The organism is Streptomyces sp. NPDC001904 (assembly GCF_040297005.1).
Lineage (GTDB): Bacteria > Actinomycetota > Actinomycetes > Streptomycetales > Streptomycetaceae > Streptomyces.
Genome location: NZ_JBEOYI010000003.1, coordinates 52284 through 70166, shown reverse-complemented (window position 1 = coordinate 70166; position 17883 = coordinate 52284). Strand labels below are relative to the sequence as shown.

At 72.5% G+C, this 17883-nt stretch carries 15 protein-coding genes; 8 read left to right on the top strand and 7 right to left on the bottom strand.

Annotation, left to right across the window (positions count from 1 at the left end):
• Position 1: 1 nt before the first annotated feature.
• From ABT127_RS05240 to ABT127_RS05230, 3 genes are all read right to left on the bottom strand, one after another.
• Positions 2–1471 (bottom strand): glycoside hydrolase family 43 protein, encoded by a 1470-nt coding sequence (locus ABT127_RS05240; protein ID WP_351444755.1) that lies wholly within the window; start codon positions 1469–1471, stop codon positions 2–4.
• Positions 1472–1562: 91 nt separating this feature from the next.
• A complete protein-coding gene (locus ABT127_RS05235) occupies positions 1563–2750 on the bottom strand; it encodes a lactonase family protein (RefSeq protein WP_351444753.1) in 1188 nt (395 codons plus the stop codon).
• Between the two features lie 45 nt (positions 2751–2795).
• A complete protein-coding gene (locus ABT127_RS05230) occupies positions 2796–3638 on the bottom strand; it encodes a hypothetical protein (RefSeq protein WP_351444751.1) in 843 nt (280 codons plus the stop codon).
• A gap of 124 nt (positions 3639–3762) precedes the next feature.
• On the opposite strand from ABT127_RS05230, the gene ABT127_RS05225 reads away from it, so the two are divergent.
• From ABT127_RS05225 to ABT127_RS05200, 6 genes are all read left to right on the top strand, one after another.
• Positions 3763–5115: a 6-phospho-beta-glucosidase gene (locus ABT127_RS05225; RefSeq protein WP_351444749.1), complete on the top strand. Its 1353-nt coding sequence runs from the start codon at positions 3763–3765 to the stop codon at positions 5113–5115.
• A 275-nt stretch (positions 5116–5390) separates the two neighbouring features.
• Positions 5391–5582 carry a putative ATP-grasp-modified RiPP gene (gene tgmA, locus ABT127_RS05220; RefSeq protein ID WP_111661123.1) on the top strand — a complete coding sequence of 64 codons (192 nt, stop codon included), beginning with the start codon at positions 5391–5393 and terminating at the stop codon, positions 5580–5582.
• A gap of 14 nt (positions 5583–5596) precedes the next feature.
• On the top strand, positions 5597–6577 hold the full coding sequence (gene tgmB, locus ABT127_RS05215) for an ATP-grasp ribosomal peptide maturase (protein WP_351444747.1): 981 nt from the start codon (positions 5597–5599) through the stop codon (positions 6575–6577).
• 138 nt (positions 6578–6715) lie between these two features.
• A complete protein-coding gene (locus ABT127_RS05210; protein WP_351444745.1) occupies positions 6716–8164 on the top strand; it encodes a carboxylesterase/lipase family protein in 1449 nt (482 codons plus the stop codon).
• 148 nt (positions 8165–8312) lie between these two features.
• Complete coding sequence (locus ABT127_RS05205; RefSeq protein WP_351444743.1) at positions 8313–10367, top strand: phosphocholine-specific phospholipase C; 2055 nt, start codon at positions 8313–8315, stop codon at positions 10365–10367.
• Positions 10368–10462: 95 nt separating this feature from the next.
• Positions 10463–11371: an LURP-one-related family protein gene (locus ABT127_RS05200; RefSeq protein ID WP_351444741.1), complete on the top strand. Its 909-nt coding sequence runs from the start codon at positions 10463–10465 to the stop codon at positions 11369–11371.
• Positions 11372–11414: 43 nt separating this feature from the next.
• Here ABT127_RS05200 and ABT127_RS05195 read toward each other — a convergent pair whose 3' ends face one another.
• Positions 11415–12866 (bottom strand): MFS transporter, encoded by a 1452-nt coding sequence (locus ABT127_RS05195; protein ID WP_351444739.1) that lies wholly within the window; start codon positions 12864–12866, stop codon positions 11415–11417.
• Between the two features lie 192 nt (positions 12867–13058).
• On the opposite strand from ABT127_RS05195, the gene ABT127_RS05190 reads away from it, so the two are divergent.
• Complete coding sequence (locus ABT127_RS05190; protein ID WP_351444737.1) at positions 13059–13640, top strand: TetR/AcrR family transcriptional regulator; 582 nt, start codon at positions 13059–13061, stop codon at positions 13638–13640.
• A 65-nt stretch (positions 13641–13705) separates the two neighbouring features.
• Here the strand turns inward: ABT127_RS05190 and ABT127_RS05185 are convergent, their stop codons facing one another.
• Positions 13706–14671, bottom strand: a complete 966-nt coding sequence (locus tag ABT127_RS05185) for a DMT family protein (protein WP_351444735.1) — start codon at positions 14669–14671, stop codon at positions 13706–13708.
• Positions 14668–15648 carry a phosphatase PAP2 family protein gene (locus tag ABT127_RS05180; protein WP_351444734.1) on the bottom strand — a complete coding sequence of 327 codons (981 nt, stop codon included), beginning with the start codon at positions 15646–15648 and terminating at the stop codon, positions 14668–14670. The genes ABT127_RS05185 and ABT127_RS05180 overlap by 4 nt, the downstream gene beginning before the upstream one ends.
• Positions 15649–15822: 174 nt before the next feature.
• Here ABT127_RS05180 and ABT127_RS05175 point away from each other — a divergent pair, with 174 nt between their 5' ends.
• The gene (locus ABT127_RS05175) at positions 15823–16473 is read left to right on the top strand and encodes a TetR/AcrR family transcriptional regulator (RefSeq protein ID WP_351444732.1); all 651 of its coding nucleotides are present in this window, start codon (positions 15823–15825) and stop codon (positions 16471–16473) included.
• A 148-nt stretch (positions 16474–16621) separates the two neighbouring features.
• On the opposite strand, the gene ABT127_RS05170 is transcribed toward ABT127_RS05175, so the two are convergent.
• Positions 16622–17755, bottom strand: coding sequence for a DUF2510 domain-containing protein (locus ABT127_RS05170; RefSeq protein ID WP_502971638.1), 1134 nt, complete (start codon positions 17753–17755; stop codon positions 16622–16624).
• Positions 17756–17883: the final 128 nt, after the last annotated feature.

The window sequence follows — 17883 nt, the reverse complement described above, 5'->3', positions numbered from 1 at the left end:
ATCACACGGCGAGCGGCCCCGGGAGCGGCTCGCACGTGAACCAGTCGACGTGGACGGTGCCCTCGGCCGCGTACAGGCCGATGACCCGGCCGGTGAAGCCGCCGGCCACCTCGGTCGACAGATAGCGGCCGTCGAGCGCGGCCAGCGCGGTGAAGGCGCCGTCCGGTCCCGTGACGCCGAAGGTGAGCGTGTCGGGGCCCGAGCGCGCGTCCAGGACCGGCTGCCCGGTCACGTCGACGCCGAGCACCAACGGCCCCTCGGGCACGGGGTGTTCGGCGACGACGGCGGACAGCGGGCCGATGCGGGCCCGCACCCGTACCGTGCCGCCGCCCGCCTCGATCTCGTAGTGGTGGTCCTCGTCGAGACGGACCGCGAGCCCGCCCCGGCCGTCGCCCGGGTCGACCCGGGCGCGGGTCCGGCAGTCGAGCAGGTCCTGACGGCGGCCGACGAACGTCACGTCGGGGGCGTCGAGCCCGGCCCCGCGGGCGCGCAGGGTCAGCCGGCCCGGCCGGTCCTTCGTCGTGCAGTGGGAGGCGGGCCGGGCGCGTGGGGAGAGCCAGCCGGGCGCGAGCTCCGGCCCGTCGAAGTCGTCGCGGTACGCGGACGCGGCGGTCCCGGCGACGATCGCGCCGACCACCGGCCAGCCGTCCTCCCACCGCACCGGCGCCAGGAACGTCTCACGGCCGAGCACGTGCCAGCCGGGGGAGCCGCCGCCCGGCCGCACGCCGAGGAACACCATCCACCAGGTGCCGTCCGGGGCCTGGACGAGATCGGCGTGGCCGGTGTTCTGCACCGGGTCGTCCGTGGAGCGGTGGGACAGGACCGGATTGGCCGGGCACGGCTCGAACGGCCCGGACGGCGACGGCCCGCGCGCCACGGAGACGCCGTGCCCGCGCTCGGTGCCGCCCTCGGCGATCAGCAGGTACCAGGTGCCGTCGATCCGGTACAGGTGCGGCGCCTCCGGGGCCTTGGCGCCGGGCGTGCCCGACCACAGGCGGCGCGGGGCGCCGAGCGTCCGCCCGGTGTACGGGTCGATGGGCACCTGCGAGATCCCGGCGGTGGTGCACCAGCACGTGCCGTCCTCGTCCCAGGCGAGGTCAGGGTCGATGCCGTGCACCCCGGGCAGGGGCACCGGGTCCGACCACGGTCCTGCCGGGTCGGTGGCGGTGACGAGGAGGTTCCCGCCGCCCTCCGCGCAGTTCGTGACGATCAGCCAGAAGCGGCCGTCGTGATGGCGCAGCGTCGGCGCGTAGATCCCGCCGGACGCGGGGGTGCCCGGCGGAAGCGTCAGCTGGTCCGGCCGGTCCAGGACGTTGCCGATCTGCGTCCAGTGCAGCAGGTCCCGGCTGTGGAAGAGCGGGACGCCGGGCACGTACTCGAAGCTGGAGCACGCGAGGTAGTAGTCGTCACCGACCCGGCAGATGCTCGGGTCGGGGTGGAAACCGGGTATGACCGGGGCGCGGTCCGCCATGAAAACCCTCTCCGTCGAAGCGCTTCAACGCACACTACAGCGCTGTACGAAGGGGCAGTTGGGGTTCTTGATCGATGCGCTTGCGGGCGCGCTACAGCGGCAGCGCGCACACCGCGACCGGCGCCTTGAACGCCGTACCGGCGGAGGTGAGCCCACCGGAGGCGTGGTCGACCCGGAAGACGGTCACGGAGCCCGACTTCTGGTTCGCCGCGAAGAGCAGCGCCTCGTCCGGCGAGAACGCGATCTGGCGCGGGAAGTTGCCGCCCACCGGCACCGTGTCGAGCAGCCGCAGCCGTGCCCCGTCCGCCTCGACCGCGTACCGGGTCAGGCTGTTGTGGCCCCGGTTGGCGAGATACGCGTAACCGCCCTCCCGCGTCACGAGGAGCTGCGCCGGATAGCTCGTGCCCGCTCCCGTGCCGGTGGACTGCGGCTCGCCCGGAGTCAGCCGTCCGCTCTCCGGGTCGTACGCGCAGACGACCACGGTGTTGTCGACCTCGTTGGCGAGGTAGGCGTACCGGCCGCCGGGATGGAAGGTGAGGTGGCGGGGGCCCGCGCCCGGGCGCAGGGCCGCGTACGAGACCTGGGTGAGCGTCCCCGCACCGGTGTCCAGGCGGTAGGTGTACACGGTGTCGTTGCCGAGGTCGACCGCCAGGACATGGCCGCCGTCCGGCCCGGTGACGATCTGGTGCGCGTGCGGCCCGTCCTGGCCGGGGCCGGGCGCGGGCGCGCTGTGCGTGACCAGCGCGGTGCGCTCGCCGAGCGCGCCGGAGGCGTCGATCGGGTGCACGGCGACGCTGCCGGAGGTGTAGTTGGCGCTCAGCAGCCAGCGCCCGGACGGATGCACCGAGAGGTGGCAGGGGCCCGCCCCGCCGGTCGAGCGGGTGCCGAGGACCGTGCGGTCGGCCAGGCGCACGGCGGTCACGCCGCCGTCCTGCCGCTCGTCCACCGCGTACAGCGTCCCGCCGTCCGGAGCCACCGCCAGGTACGAGGGGTCGGCCACCCCCTCGACGGTCCCCGACCCGGTGACCGCGCCGCTCTCCGGGTCGTACGTGGCGAGCCCGATGCCGGTGCCGCCGCCCTGCTGCGAGGTGTACGTGCCGAGGTACAGGGGACGGTCAGCGAGCGGCCGCGGTGCCCCGGTCCCGTCCCCGCGCGGCCGGGGCCGCGGCCCCGCGGTGGCCGTCTGCGCCGACGAGGGGAGCAGTGCGAGCGCGCCGACGGACGCCGCCGCGCCCAGGAAGCCCCGGCGTCCCGTTCCGCTGGTGCGCGTACCTGACATCCGGGGAACCTCCTGTGTCCGCTGCTTCTTCGGTGTTCTTCGGGCCTACTTCATCGTGTACGAGATCACGGCCGTCGTCACCAGGCACGGCGACGGCGGCACGATCTCCACACGCAGGGTGCCACGCGCACTGTCGTAGTCGATCCCCTCCGCCTCGAACGAGCCCGAGCAGACACTGCGCTGCGGGATCCTGAACGCGGTCGAGACCTGGCCGGTGACCGGTTTCCCGTCGAGCGGGCGGGCCAGGTCGACCTGGAGGACCTCCTTGGCGGCGTCGTCCGACGCGCACAGCAGCCGGGTGCCGGTCACGAAGTCGCAGCCCTGGATGTTCTCCACCGGCCGGTCGAGGCTGATCTGTCCGGCCTGCGGCAGGTTCGCGCCGGACGCGGGGGCGGCAGGGTTCAGGACGGGCGCGGGGAACACCTGGAGCCGGTTCATGGTGCCCCACTCGCCGGACACCAGCCACTGCCCGTCGGGCGACACCGACGCGAACGAGTTGTTCAGCAACTCGCCCTGGTCCAGGGGGTGTTCATAGGTCGTGCGCGTGCCGTCGGGGGCCGTCACCGCGTACATCTTCTTCGTCGTCGTGTCACCGCCCTGGTACGCGTCGAAGGTGTAGCCGCGCGCGATGTCCGGGTCGCCGACGTGCGACCAGCCCGCGATGCGCAGCGAGAGCGGCACCGAGGCGAGCCCCCGGTGCAGGAGCGAGCCGTCGGCGCGGCTCGCCAGGCCCTGGCTGCCGGTCAGCGAGTTCACGTACGACGTGCCGGTCTCGGTCCAGGTGGGTTCGGCGGCGCTCGCCGCGCCGGCCGCGGAGAAGGCGAGTGCGGCCGTCGCGCAGACCGCGGCCGCGCGGACGATTCGTCGGTGCTGTAAAGGTCTGGGCATGCCCGTAGCCTGCACTATTCGCACGCGCGATCGCAGGCGATCAGGCGAGTAAGGTGCGCCGCGTGGCGCGAACCGTGATCGCGCCCCGCTCGAAGGCGAAGGCAGGCGCAAAGGTGGTTGTGGCATGACGTCAACGAGACTGACGATCCTGGGCGGCGGCGGCTTCCGGGTCCCGCTGGTGTACTCGGCCCTCCTCGGCGACCACGCCGAGGGGCGCGTCACCCACGTCACCCTCCACGACGTCGACCGGGCCCGGCTCGACGCCGTCGTCCGCGTCCTGGCCGACCAGGCAGCGGGCGTCGCGGACGCGCCCGTGGTCACCGCCACCACGGACCTCGACGAGGCGCTCACCGGCGCCGACTTCGTCTTCTCCGCGATCCGGGTCGGCGGCCTCGACGGGCGCGCCGCCGACGAGCGGGTGGCCCTCGCCGAGGGGGTGCTCGGGCAGGAGACGGTCGGCGCGGGCGGCATCGCCTACGGGCTGCGCACGGTGCCGGTCGCCGTCGACATCGCACGGCGCGTCGAGCGCCTCGCCCCCGACGCCTGGGTCATCAACTTCACCAACCCGGCGGGAGTGGTCACCGAGGCCATGTCCCGCCACCTCGGCGACCGCGTCATCGGCATCTGCGACTCGCCCGTCGGGCTCGGCCGGCGCGTCGCCCGGCTGCTCGGCGCGGACCCGGACCGCGCCTGGATCGACTACGTCGGCCTCAACCACCTCGGCTGGGTGCGCGGACTGAAGGTCGACGGCCGCGACGAACTGCCCCGGCTGCTCGCCGACCCGGCGCTGCTCGGCTCCTTCGAGGAGGGCCGGCTCTTCGGCGCCGACTGGCTCCGCTCGCTCGGCGCGATCCCCAACGAATACCTGCACTACTACTACTTCAACCGCGAGACCGTCCGCGCCTACCAGCAGGCCGAGCGGACGCGCGGCGCGTTCCTGCGCGACCAGCAGGCCCGCTTCTACGCGGAGCTCGCCGACCCCGCGGCCCCGGCCCTCGCCACCTGGGACCGCACCCGGGCCGAGCGCGAGGCCACCTACATGGCGGAGAACCGCGAGGCGGCGGGTGCCGGTGAGCGCGACGAGGACGACCTCGAATCCGGCGGCTACGAGAAGGTCGCCCTCGCCCTCATGCGCGCCATCGCCCGCGACGAACGCACCACCCTCATCCTCAACGTCCGCAACCGCCACACCCTCGGGGTCCTCGACGCCGACGCCGTCATCGAGGTGCCGTGCCTCGTCGACGCGGGCGGCGCGCACCCGGTCGCCGTGGACCCGCTGCCGCTGCATGCCAGCGGCCTGGTCACCGCGGTCAAGGCCGTCGAGCGCGAGGTGCTCGACGCCGCCGAGTCCGGCTCGCGCTCCACGGCCGTCAAGGCCTTCGCGCTGCACCCGCTCGTCGACTCCGTCACGGTCGCGCGGCGGCTCGTCGACGGCTACACCGAGGCTCACCCTGGACTCGCCTACCTCACCCGATGACAGCACTCGGGATCGGCGCGGAAGTTCGTGAACATCTCGGTGTGGAGGACCACTTGAGGACGTGTAAAGGCCTGTAAAGGCGGTAGTGAGAAGGGGCGGCTCTATAGAGCCGCCCTTTTCCGTGCCTGACGCAGCGTCATCACTCAGCGTGGCGGAATGAACTCGTCCGCAGGTGTGACGCGTCCTACAGAGAGAATCCGAGAAATTCGCTAGGACTGTGACGCCGGAGAGTCACCATGCGCTTGACTTGGTGCACCCCCCAACTAGGAGAGCCCATGCGACCTTTCGCCCTGAACTACGCCCGTCCTGTGAGAGAGCCTGAGGTCAGCGCGTCGTACACGTACGACTCCGCACTGCAATTGAACCTGTTGCCCGATGGCGCGGTGGCGGCGCGTGACTACGCAGTGTTGCGGGCGTGCGCGGCGACCACCTCCACCGCCGGATCCAAAACTCATTTCGACGACTGAGCGGCCGCGCGGAAATGACCGTACTGATCCTGACCTGTGAACAGGATGTGACCGCCGACCTCGCCGTCGTCGAATTGAACGCCAATGGAATCCCTGTGCTTCGCCTGGATCCGGCTGAACTGCCCGGTGATGTCGATGTGTCCGGGGAATACGCGCACGGTGCGTTTGAGGGCCATCTGTCCGTCGGTGGCCGGGTGGTCAGCATGCAGGGTCTGCGCTCCATCTGGGTGCGCAGACCCGGCACGCCCGCGGCCCGTTCCGCCGGCGCCTCCGCCTGGCTGTCCGAGGAGTCCGCGCAGGCGCTGTACGGGATGCTGCGCTGCACCGGCGCGCGCTGGATGAACCATCCGGACGCCGCCCGGCAGGCCCGGCTCAAGCCCTGGCAGCTGTGGCTCGCGCGGGAGTGCGGCCTGCCGGTGCCCCCCACCCTGATCACCACGTTTCCGCGCGTGGCACGGGAGTTCGCCGTGCGCTACCCCGACCTCGTCGTGAAGCCGGTCTCCGGATCGCACCCCCGCGACGACGGGCTCGCCGTGCCGACCACGCGGGTCCGCCCCGACGAGGACTTCCGCGCCGTGGAGCACGGCCCCACCCTGCTCCAGCGCCGGATCCGCAAGGCCGCCGACATCCGGCTCACCGTGGTGGGGGAGCGCATGTTCGCCGCGCGGGCCGCGGCCGGGCCCGACGCCGACGACGACTCCGTCGTGGACGTGCGCTTCCGGCCCTCGGGCGTCACCTGGAGCCCGGTGCCGGTCCCGCCGCGCGTGGCGGAGGCGGTCTCGACCTATCTCTTACGGGCTCAACTCGCTTACGGAGCCTTTGACTTCGCGGAGGACACGGACGGCATCTGGTGGTTCCTCGAGTGCAACCAGTCGGGACAGTTCGGCTTCATCGAGATCGAGACCGGACAGCCCATCGGCAGCGCGGTGGCCCAGTGGCTGGCGGGAGAACCGCTCGGCACGGCGGGCGGTGCGACGGACCCGACACGTCCTTGATCTTTACGCGGGTACGGCCGGAGGGGTACGAGAGAGGGGGCGCCCGACCGGCAGCGGGCGCAGGGTGCGTGCCGCACGCCCGCGAGGGCGTCCCGGTGTCGTGCCGCCCGACCGTCCGACCGAGGGAGCCCGCACCGCATGACACCGGTCGTCACCACCGCACAGGGCACGCTGCGAGGCCGCACCGACGCGCAGGGCGTCGCCGCCTTCCTCGGAGTCCCCTACGCCGCGCCGCCGTTCGGCCCGCGCCGCTTCCGGGCTCCCGCCCCCGCCGAGCCGTGGACCGGCGAGCGGGACGCGACCGCCTACGGTCCCACCGCGCCCAAGGCCGCCTACACCCCGCCCTTCGACGCCCTCATCCCCGAGACCACGGTGCCGGGCGAGGACTGTCTGAACCTCAACGTCTGGACGCCCGAGCCGGGGCCCGGCGCCCGGCTGCCCGTACTGGTGTGGCTGCACGGCGGCTCGTTCTCCAACGGATCCGCCAACGCCGGCGGCTATCGCGGCGAGACCTTCGCCCGGGACGGCGTCGTCTTCGTCGGCGTCAACTACCGGCTCGGCACCGACGGCTTCCTCCACCTGCCCGGCGCCCCCGACAACCGCGGCCTGCTCGACCAGCTCGCCGCCCTGGAGTGGGTCCGCGACAACATCGCCGCGTTCGGCGGCGACCCCGACCGCGTCACCGTCTTCGGCGAGTCGGCCGGCGCCATGGCCATCGGGCAGCTCCTCGCGCACCCGCGCGCCCGCGGTCTGCTGCGCCGGGCCGTGCTGCAGAGCGGTGCCTGCCACCACTTCGTCCGCCCGGAGACGGCCCGCCGGATCGGTGCCCGGCTGGCGGACAGGCTCGGGGTCCCGCACACGGCCGAGGCGTTCGCGGCCGTGCCCCTCCCGGAACTGCTCAGCGCCCAGGCCGAGGTGCGGAACGACCTCGCCACCCGGCCCGACCCGGCGGTGTGGGGCGACGCGGCGCTCAACGCCATGGCCTTCGAACCGGTCGCCGACGGACTCGACCTGCCCGGGGCCGACCTCGGCGTCGACCTCCTCGTCGGCACCAACCGCGAGGAGAACCGGCTGTTCATGGTGCCGACCGGCCGGTTCCACGGCATCACCGAGGAGCGGGCCCGGCGCGGCGCGACGGCGTACGGCGCGGACTACGAGGCGTACCGGGCGGGGCGGCCCGGCGCGGGGCCCGGCGAACTCCTCGAAGCGATCGGCACCGACTGGTTCTACCGCATCCCGGCCGTCCGCCTCGCCGAGTCCGTCCCCGGCACCCACGTCTACGAGTTCGCGTGGCGCTCCCCGCAGTTCGACGGCGAGCTGGGCGCCTGCCACGCCCTGGAACTCGGCTTCGTCTTCGACCTGCTCGACGACCCGGACTACCTGCCGATGGCGGGGGCGAAGGCGCCGCGGGAACTGGCCCGCACGATGCACGCCGCGTGGGTGGCGTTCGCCGCGACCGGCGATCCCGGCTGGGCCGCGTACGACCCCGCGGGGGAGCGGACGACCATGGTGTTCGACGCGGACGGCGGCCGCACCGAGGCCGATCCGCGCGCGGCCGAGCGGGAGCTGTGGCAGGACGTGCGGTGACGGCGCGGCGGCGTCGCGCACCTGCCGCCCAGTTTTTGCCCGACTGTCACTTCAGCCCCCTTTTCCTCGGCCCCGGTCATCTTGAACACTCCGGTTGCCCCTCTTCGTGGACCGACCACCATCGAAGCAACAGGAGACCCCCACACCCATGACGGAACTCAATCGCCGCCGCTTCCTCCAGATCGCCGGAGGAACCGCCGCCTTCACGGCCCTCTCCGGCTCCATCGACCGCGCCGCCGCCATCCCCGCGGCCCGGCGCAGCGGCACGGTCCAGGACATCGAGCACATCGTCGTCCTCATGCAGGAGAACCGATCCTTCGACCACTACTTCGGGTCGATGAAGGGGGTACGCGGATTCGGCGACCCGCGCCCGGTGACGCTGCCCAGCGGAAAGCCCGTGTGGAACCAGGTGAGCGCGGGCAAGGAGATCCTGCCCTACCACCCGGACGCCGACGATCTCGGCATGCAGTTCATCGCGGGCCTCGACCACGACTGGGCGGGCGGCCACAGCGCCTTCAACAGCGGCAAGTACGACAACTGGGTCCCGGCCAAGGGCACCGGCACCATGGCGTATCTGACCCGGAACGACATCCCGTTCCACTACGCCCTCGCCGACAAGTTCACCGTCTGCGACGACTACCACTGTTCGTTCATCGGGGCCACCGACCCCAACCGCTACTACATGCTGAGCGGCTGCGTCGGCAACGACGGCACGGGCGGCGGCCCGGTGCTGGGCAACGAGGAGGCGGGGTACGGCTGGACGACGTACGCCGAACGCCTGGAGAAGGCGGGCGTCTCCTGGAAGGTCTACCAGGACATCGGTGACGGCCTCGACGCGGCGGGCGGCTGGGGCTGGATCGACGACCCCTACCGCGGCAACTACGGCGACAACTCGCTGCTGTACTTCAACAACTACCGCAACGCCAAGCCCGGTGACGCGCTCTACGAGAAGGCCCGCACCGGCACGAACGCCAAGGCCGGGGACGGGTACTTCGACGTCCTGAAGGCCGACGTGAAGGCCGGGAAGCTGCCGAAGATCTCCTGGATCGCGGCTCCCGAGGCCTTCTCCGAGCACCCCAACTGGCCCGCCAACTACGGCGCCTGGTACATCTCCCAGGTGCTCGACGCGCTGACCTCGAACCCCGAGGTGTGGAGCAGGACGGCGCTGTTCGTGACGTACGACGAGAACGACGGCTACTTCGACCACGTCGTGCCGCCGTACCCGCCGGCCTCCGCCAACCAGGGCCTGTCCACGGTCGACACGAAGCTCGACTACTACCCGGGCGGCAGCCGCGCCGCAGGGCCGTACGGGCTCGGCATGCGCGTCCCCATGGTCGTCGTCTCGCCCTGGTCCACGGGCGGCTACGTCTGCTCGGAGACCTTCGACCACACGTCGATCCTCCAGTTCATGGAGAAGCGGTTCGGCGTCAAGGAGACCAACATCTCGCCGTGGCGGCGCGCCGTCTGCGGCGACCTCACCTCGGCCTTCGACTTCTCCCTCCAGGTCACCGACCCCGCCGACCTGCCCGACACCGCGGCCTACGAGCCGCCGGACCGCGACCGGCACTCCAGCTACGTGCCCAAGCCGCCCGCGCAGGGCGCCCTGCCCAAGCAGGAGAAGGGCTCCCGGCCCAGCCGTCCGACCGCCTACGCGCCCTACGTCGACGGCGCCGTGGACCTCGCGACCGGCAAGTACAAGCTGACGTTCAGCGGCGGCGACCAGAAGGGCGCCTTCTTCCAGGTCCGCTCGCAGAGCCGCGGCGACGGCCCGTGGACGTACACGGCTGCCCCCGGCAAGCCGGTCTCCGACAGCTGGAACTCGGTGTACTCGGCGGGCAAGTACGACCTCACGGCGCACGGCCCGCACGGCTTCCTGCGCGCGTTCAAGGGCAACAACAAGGCGGCGGAGCCGGAGGTGACCGCGCGGCACGACGGCGGCACCGGCAATCTGAAGCTGACCCTGAAGAACCCGGGCACCGCCGACGCCCGGCTCACCGTCACCAACGCCTACGGCGGGTGGAAGCAGACCTATACGGTGCGTGCGGGCGCCACCGTCACGCAGACCGTCGACCTGCGCGCCAGTAAGCGCTGGTACGACCTCACGGTCGTCGTCGAGGGGAACGCCGGATATCTGCGCCGTCTCTCCGGGCACGTCGAGAACGGCACGGCGGGCGTGAGCGACCCGGGCATCGCGACTGCGTAGTCCCCGGCGCCGGAGCGCCACCGGAGTGTCACCGGGGTGCACATCACACCCGTCCATCTGGTCACTTTCCCAGGTCGGCGCGGTAGTGTGCCCCGGTGACCTCGCCTTCCAACACCCCTGCCGGCTGGTATCCGGACCCCCACGGGGTGCCCCGGACACTGCGGTGGTGGGACGGTTCCCAGTGGACCGACCACACGCACGCGGCGCCGGACGAGAAGCCCGCTGCCGCCGCCCAGGTTCCGCCGCAGCAGCCCCCGGCCCAGCCGCAGCCCGTGATGGCCCAGCCCGTGGCCCAGCAGCACTTCGGCGGTCAGGCCGGCCAGATGCCGCAGCACCCGGACGCCGCGCGGGTGCAGCGTCAGGTGCAGCAGCAGGCCGGGGTCGCCCCGGCCGGGCAGGGCGGCGGATCGCTGTTCACCGAGCCGGTCCTGGTGGTGAACCAGAAGGCCAAGCTGATCGAGCTGACCAACGAGTACAGCGTCATGGACCAGCACGGCAACCAGCTCGGCTCGGTCACGGAGATCGGCCAGAGCGGGCTGAAGAAGGCCCTGCGGTTCGTGTCGTCGGTCGACCAGTTCATGACGCACAAGCTGGAGATCCGCGACGCGTACGGGCAGCCCCAGCTCGTCCTCACCCGGCCCGCGAAGTTCATCAAGTCCCGGGTGCTCGTGGAGCGTCCGGACGGCTCACCGGTCGGTGAGATCGTCCAGCAGAACGCCATCGGGAAGATCAACTTCGCGATGAACGTGAACGGGCAGCAGGTCGGCGCGATCAAGGCGGAGAACTGGCGCGCCTGGAACTTCGCCATCGTCGACCACGCCGGGCAGGAGGTCGCCCGCATCACCAAGACGTGGGAGGGCCTGGCCAAGACGATGTTCACGACCGCGGACAACTACGTCCTGCAGATCCACTTCCAGCTGCCCGACCCGCTGCTCAGCCTCGTCGTGGCGACCGCCCTGACGGTGGACACCGCGCTGAAGCAGGACTCGCGCGGGCTCGGATGACCGAAGAGGGGCGGACCGTGCGGTCCGCCCCTTTCCGCCGGGATCACCGGGCGACGGTCTCCCGGTCGGGCCGCGGCGCCGACTGCGACGACGCGACCCGGGTGAGCGCGGCCCGCCGGACGGGCGGGACGAGCAGCGCGGCCAGCGCCGCCGCCAGGCAGAGGAAGGCCAGCAGCGAGAAGCCGTGCGTGTAGCCGGACTCGTAGGGAAGCCCCGAAGGCTGCAGGTTCCCGGTGACCAGGCTGGTCATCAGGGCCGCGCCGATGGACCCGCCGATGGTGCGGATGTTGGCGTTCATGCCCGTCGCGGCGCCGGTGGTGGCGGCCGGGACGTTCTGCACGATCAGGTTCGCCATGGACGCGAAGGCCAGGCCGATGCCGAGCCCGAACACCCCGGCCGCGACGCCGATCTGCCACTCCTCGCCGTGCCACAGGGCGAGGATCGCGCAGGCCACGGCGCCGAGCGCGGCCCCGGTCGTGAGGAGGGACTTGGCGCCCACGACGGGCTCGAGCCGCCCGCTGACGACACCCGCGAGGAACATCGCCACGAGCATCGGCAGCATCAGCAGTCCGGCACCGGTCACGCTCGACCCGAAGCCGTAGCCGGCCGAGGACGGGGTCTGCGCGAAGCCCGGCAGGAACGACCACACGGCGTACATGCCCGCGCCGAACAGCAGGGCGGCGGTGTTCGTCGTCCATACCGCGCGCAGCCGCATCACCCGCAGATCGATGAGCGGGCTCGCGGACCGCGCCTCGCTGACCAGCCAGACGGCGAACAGCACGACGGCGGCGACCAGCAGTCCTATGACCCGGGCCGATCCCCAGCCCCACGAGGTGGCCTGGCTGAGGGGCAGCAGCAGGGCGACGAGCCAGGCGGAGAGCAGGACGGCTCCGGTCCAGTTGACGCGTCCCGCACCGCGCTCGGGCGATTCCGGTACGTAGCGCAGGGCGATCAGCGCGGTGACGGCCACGACCGCCGCGGGCAGCCAGAACAGCCACCGGTAGTCGAGCGCGCCGACGATCGGACCGGCCGCGACGATGCCGACGCCGCCGCCCGCCGCGATCACCGCGGAGAGATTGCTGATGCTGGGGCTGACCCGCTCGGCCGCGAACTCGTCGCGGATGATGCCGAACGACAGCGGGAAGAGGGCGCCGCCGATGCCCTGCACGACACGGGCGACGATGAGGACACCGATGCTCGGCGCCAGGGCCGCGAGCAGACAGCCCACGGTGAGGGCGACGAGCGCGGCGACCATGGTCCGCTTCTTGCCGACCAGATCGCCGACCCGGCCGAGGATCGGGGTGAAGACGGACGCCGACAGCAGATAGGCCGTCATCACCCAGGTCGAGGTGGCCTGAGAGGTGTTCAGGGCGTGCTGGATCGTGGGCAGCGCGGGCGCGACCAGCGACTGCATCATCGAGAACACGCCGGCACCGGTGGCGAGGACCGCGAAGGTGAGGCGGTTGTTGCGAACGTGCGGGACGTTCCGGTTCAAGATGGCTTCTCTCTGAAAGGCAGGGGGGTGTGGCCCGCGGCCGTGCGCGGGCTGAAAGGATCAAGGGGGGGTACGCCGGAGTGCGTCGAGGTACGGCGAACCAGAAGGCGCCCCTGCTAAAGTGGAGGCACCCCTCGACTTAAGGAATAGTAGCGGAGGGGTACCTCCGGTTCAACCTCGATGGGGGCAGGCATGACCACGGACAGGGAGCGCGTCGGCGGCGTGGTCGCCGCGCAGCGCCCGCGGCGGGCCGATGCCCGGCGCAACTTCGACGCGCTGCTCGCCGCCGCGCGCGAGGCGTTCGCGGAGAAGGGCGGCGAGGCGTCGCTCGAGGACATCGCGCGCAAGGCCGGGGTCGGCATCGGCACCCTGTACCGCAACTTCCCCACGCGTCAGGTGCTGTTCGAGACCGTGTACGCGGACGAGGTCGACGCGCTGTGCCGGCTCGCGGACGAGGTCGCCGAGGTGCCCGATCCGTGGCAGGGCCTCACGACCTGGCTGCGCCGCTTCGTGGAGTACACCGTCACCAAGCGCGCCATCCGCGAGGCGATGAGCGGCGAGTCCGAGATCTTCGTCTCCTGCCGCCGCGCCATGCTCGACGCGGGGGAGCCGCTGCTGCTGCGGGCGCAGGAGGGCGGCGAGGTGCGCGGTGAGGTGACCTTCGACGAACTGCTGCGGATGGTGTCGGGGGTGGCCGGAGCGGCCTATGTCGACGAGGCCCAGCGCGACCGGGTCCTCGGGTATGCCCTGAACGGCATCCGGAGCGCTCGGTAAGAAGCGCGGGGCGCTGCGCGAGCAACCCGCGTCGCATCGCGGGCCCGCGATGCGACGCGAAGGTCCTACGGTGCGAAGGCCACGGGGCTCTGCCCCGGACCCCGCTCCTCAATCGCCGGAGGGGCTTGGAGGGGCGATTGCGTCGGGACGTCGACCAACCCCTGGATCGTGGCTTGAGGCGACGCCTGCCCTGCCGCCACCACCACGGTGCTCTGCGCCACCGTCCCCCGGGTCAGCAGTACCACCCCGCGTGCGGCGAGCACCGCTCCCGCCCCGGCCAGGACGAAGCCCGCGACCCCGCCCTGGAGCCGCTCGCCCAGCAGGGAGAGGCCGATGACCGCCGCGGCGACCGGGTTCGCCAGGGTGACCATCGCCAGCGGGGCGCCGAGCCCGCCCTGGTACGCGGTCTGCGACAGCAGCAGCCCGCCGGCCGCGAACATCGCGACCAGCACCGCCACCACCACGACCTGCGCGGTGAGCAGGGACCCCGAACGGTCCGTCGCCGCCACCGTCACGGTCTGGGTGAGCGCCGAGGCGACCCCCGAGGCGAGCCCGGACGCGGTCGCGTGCCGCAGTCCCGGGCGGGAGCCGCGCCGGGCCAGGACGCCGATGAGCGCCGTCGTGAGCCCCGCGACCGCGAGGGCCTGCGGCAGGGAGAGCGTGTCGTCGGGCTCCGGGCCCGACGCCGTCACCAGCAGCGCGGCCAGCCCGAGCAGGGTCAGCGCGGTGCCCCGCCACTCGCCCACGGTCACCCGCCGCCCGGCGATCCGGGCGCCGAGCGGCACGGCCGCGACCAGGGTGAGCGCGCCGAGCGGCTGGACCAGGGTGAGCGGCCCGTACTTGAGCGCCGCGACGTGCAGCAGGGCCGCCCCGGCGTTGAGCAGGACCGTCCCCCACCAGGCCCCGGTGGCGAGGAGCCGCAGCGTGCCGCCGCCGGAGCGTGCGGCGAGCCGTTCCTGGGCCACGGCCGCGGCGGCGTAGGCCACGGCCGAGACCAGGGAGAGCACGACGGCGAGCAGCGTGGCACTCATCGCCCGGCCCCGCTCGTCACGGGCTGCGGCGCGGTGGCGACGGATGTGGACCCCGGCGTCGCTGAGACCTGCACCGGGATCCGGATCGGCATCCGGGCCAGTACGTCGGACGCGGACAGCGAGTCCGGCGGTGTCCGCAGGGCGGGGCGCGGCGACCACGGCGCGGAGGCCGGTGCGCCCCGTGTCTCGGCGACCACGGCCGGCCGGTCCGGGACCGGCAGCAGGTGACGGCCGATGCCCCGCGAGGTGACCGCGTGCGGCAGCCGGATCAGGGCGAGGGCGGCACCGAGCAGCACCGTCACCACGATCGCGTCCAGCCAGTAGTGGTTGGCGGTGCCGACGACCACGAACAGGGTGATCAGCGGGTGCAGCAGCCACAGCCAGCGCCACTTCGAGCGGGTCGCGACGATCAGGCCCACGGCCACCATCAGGGCCCAGCCGAAGTGCAGCGACGGCATGGCCGCGAACTGGTTGGCCATGGTGTCGGTGTCCGGCTTGGCCGCGTAGACCGAGGGGCCGTAGACCTGCGCGGTGTCCACGAGGTGCGCCGCCCCCAGCATGCGCGGAGGCGCCAGCGGGAACGTCAGGTGCAGCACGAGCGCGGCCGCCGTCAGTGCGGCCAGCACCCGCCGCGTCCACACGTAGTGGCGCGGCCGGCGCAGGTACAGGAAGACCAGGAGCCCGAGCGTCGCCGGGAAGTGAACGGTCGCGTAGTAGGTGTTCGCCGCGTGGACGAGGGTGTCGCTGTGCAGCAGAACGCCCTGCACCAGGCCCTCGCCGGGCAGGTGCGCGGTCCGTTCGAGATGCCAGACGTCGCCGGCGTTGCGGAACGCCTCGGCGGTGTGGCCGTTGGCCAGCTGGCGGCCGAACTTGTAGACGAGGAAGAGTCCTACGACCAGCAGGAGCTCGCGGACCAGGGGCGGTCGGGCGACGGATGCGTCCGGCTCCGGTTCGGCAGGCTCGGTAAGGGAATTCATCCCCCGGCCCCTTTTCGTGACTGGGTGGTGCGTGGTGCGCTTATCGGTACGCCAGTGTACCGAAACGCAGGCGTACCGGTACACTGGCGTATCGATAGTGGTTGTGATCTCATCGACACCGGCACCGACATGGGGACCGAGATTCACTGCGCCACCGAGCCGAGGAGCATCGTGATGACGACGCGCGACAAGGGAACCGCGCCCGACGGCACGGTCGTGGCCGCGCCGACCGCCTCGCGCCGCTCCAAGATCACGCCCGAGCGCGCGCAGGAGTTCTACGACGCCGTGCTCGACCAGCTCCGCAGCCACGGGTACGAGGCACTGACCATGGAAGGTGTCGCCGCGCAGGCCTGCTGCAGCAAGTCGACGCTGTACCGGCAGTGGAAGACGAAGCCGCAGCTGGTGGCATCGGCGCTGCGGGCCGGACGCTGTGTCACGTTCTTCTCGGCGGACACGGGCAGCCTCGCCGGGGACCTGGTGGCCGCCGCCCGGCACGCGGCGGCGCAGGGCAAGCGGGACACCGCCCTGCTGCAGGCGCTCGGACACGCCGTGCTCCAGGACACCGACCTGAAGCGCGCGCTGCGCGAGGCGCTGGTCGAGCCGGAGATCGCCTCGATCGGCACGATGGTCGAGCGGGCCGTGGCGCGCGGCGAGATCGCCGCCGACCATCCGGCACTGCCCTATGTCGCCGCGCAGCTCTTCGGAGTCATGCGCAGCCGACCCGTCCTGGAAGGGCGCGACGCCGACGCCGACTACCTGGTCGGCTTCGTGACGAAGGTGCTCGTTCCGGGACTCGGCCTGACCCCGGAGGTTCAGGCCCTCTGAAGACGGGAGACCGCCGGTCGCAGGGATGACCGGCCGGCGGTCTGCCCGCGCCGCACCGTGGGGACGGGGGCGGCGCGCACCCCCGGGCCGGGCGGGTTCCTCCTTGAGCGGAGGGGGCCCGCCCGGCCCGCTTGCCCGGGCCGGGCGGTCAGACGCCCTGGCCGCTGCCGCCCGAGGCGCCGCCGCTGATGTCGGCCTTCTTGATGCCCTTGACGATCTCGTCGAGCGCCGAGTCGTCCGGTCCCGCCGACTTCTCCTTCGCCGTCTTCGGCTTGTCCACGCCGAGCCGGATCACGACCAGCGAGTCGGACCGGGTCGGGGAGGGCAGGACGACCGACTCCACCCAGGCGCCGACCTTCGCCTTGGTCTTCACGCTCCAGCGGACCAGGTAGCCCTTCTGGCCCGCGACCGTGACCTTCTTCGACAGCAGCTCGTCGTGGCCGGTGATCCCGCCGTAGGTCTTGCCGCCGTAGGACGCCTTCGCGTTCTTGGCGATGTCCTCCTTGGCCGCGGCCTCCGCGGTGGTCGCCGACAGCTTGAGCGCCTTCGCCGTCGCGCTGGAGGCGCCGCCCTTCACGCACTGCTTGCCCGAGCCGTCGGGGCAGGTGTACGTGCCCGTCTGCACCCCGGCGGAGCCGACGCCGTCCGCACCGGTCCAGCCGTCGGGCACCGGCAGGGCTATCCCGTTGCCGATGTCGGTGGCGAAGCCCTTGTCGATCGGGGCCTGCGGCGACTGCTCCGGCGCCTCGGGCGAGGGGCTGCCGTCCTGGCCGCCGCTGTCACCCCGGCCGCCGTCACCGCTCTCCGGGCCGCCCCCGCCGGGCGGTTGCGGCTGCCGCGACTGGGAGTCGACCCGGTCGCTCTTGCCGTCGTCGCTCGCGGTCAGCGCGTACACACCGCCGCCGATCCCGGCGAGCACCACGACCGCGACGGCCGCCGCGATGGCGATCCGCGCCTTGTTGCGCGGCTTCGGCGGCAACTGTCCCGGATAGGCGGGATAGTTGGGAAATGCCGGATAGTGACCGGCCGGAGGGGCCGCCGGAGCGTCCGGCATCTGCGATGGCTGCGGAGGCACCGGCTGCGGGGATACCGGCTGCGGAGGCACCGGCGCCGGGGGCCCGTCCGTCCCGGGTGCCGCGTCCTGCGGCGGATGCGGCGACGGGGTCGTGGCGGCCCGGGTGTGTTCCGTCCAACGGCCGCCGTCCCACCAGCGTTCGGTGCGCGGGCCGCCTGGAACCTGACCCGGATCGGGGTACCAGCCTGCGGGAGTCTGCGACGTCATGCCCGCCACAGTATGAGGCGCGCCTGAAAGACGGATGAGAGGGGCGCTGTTCAGCCCGTATCACGGGCGAGATCGTTATCCGCCCGCCCCGACAGCCCCGACCAAATGTCACCGCCTGCGCAACCCCC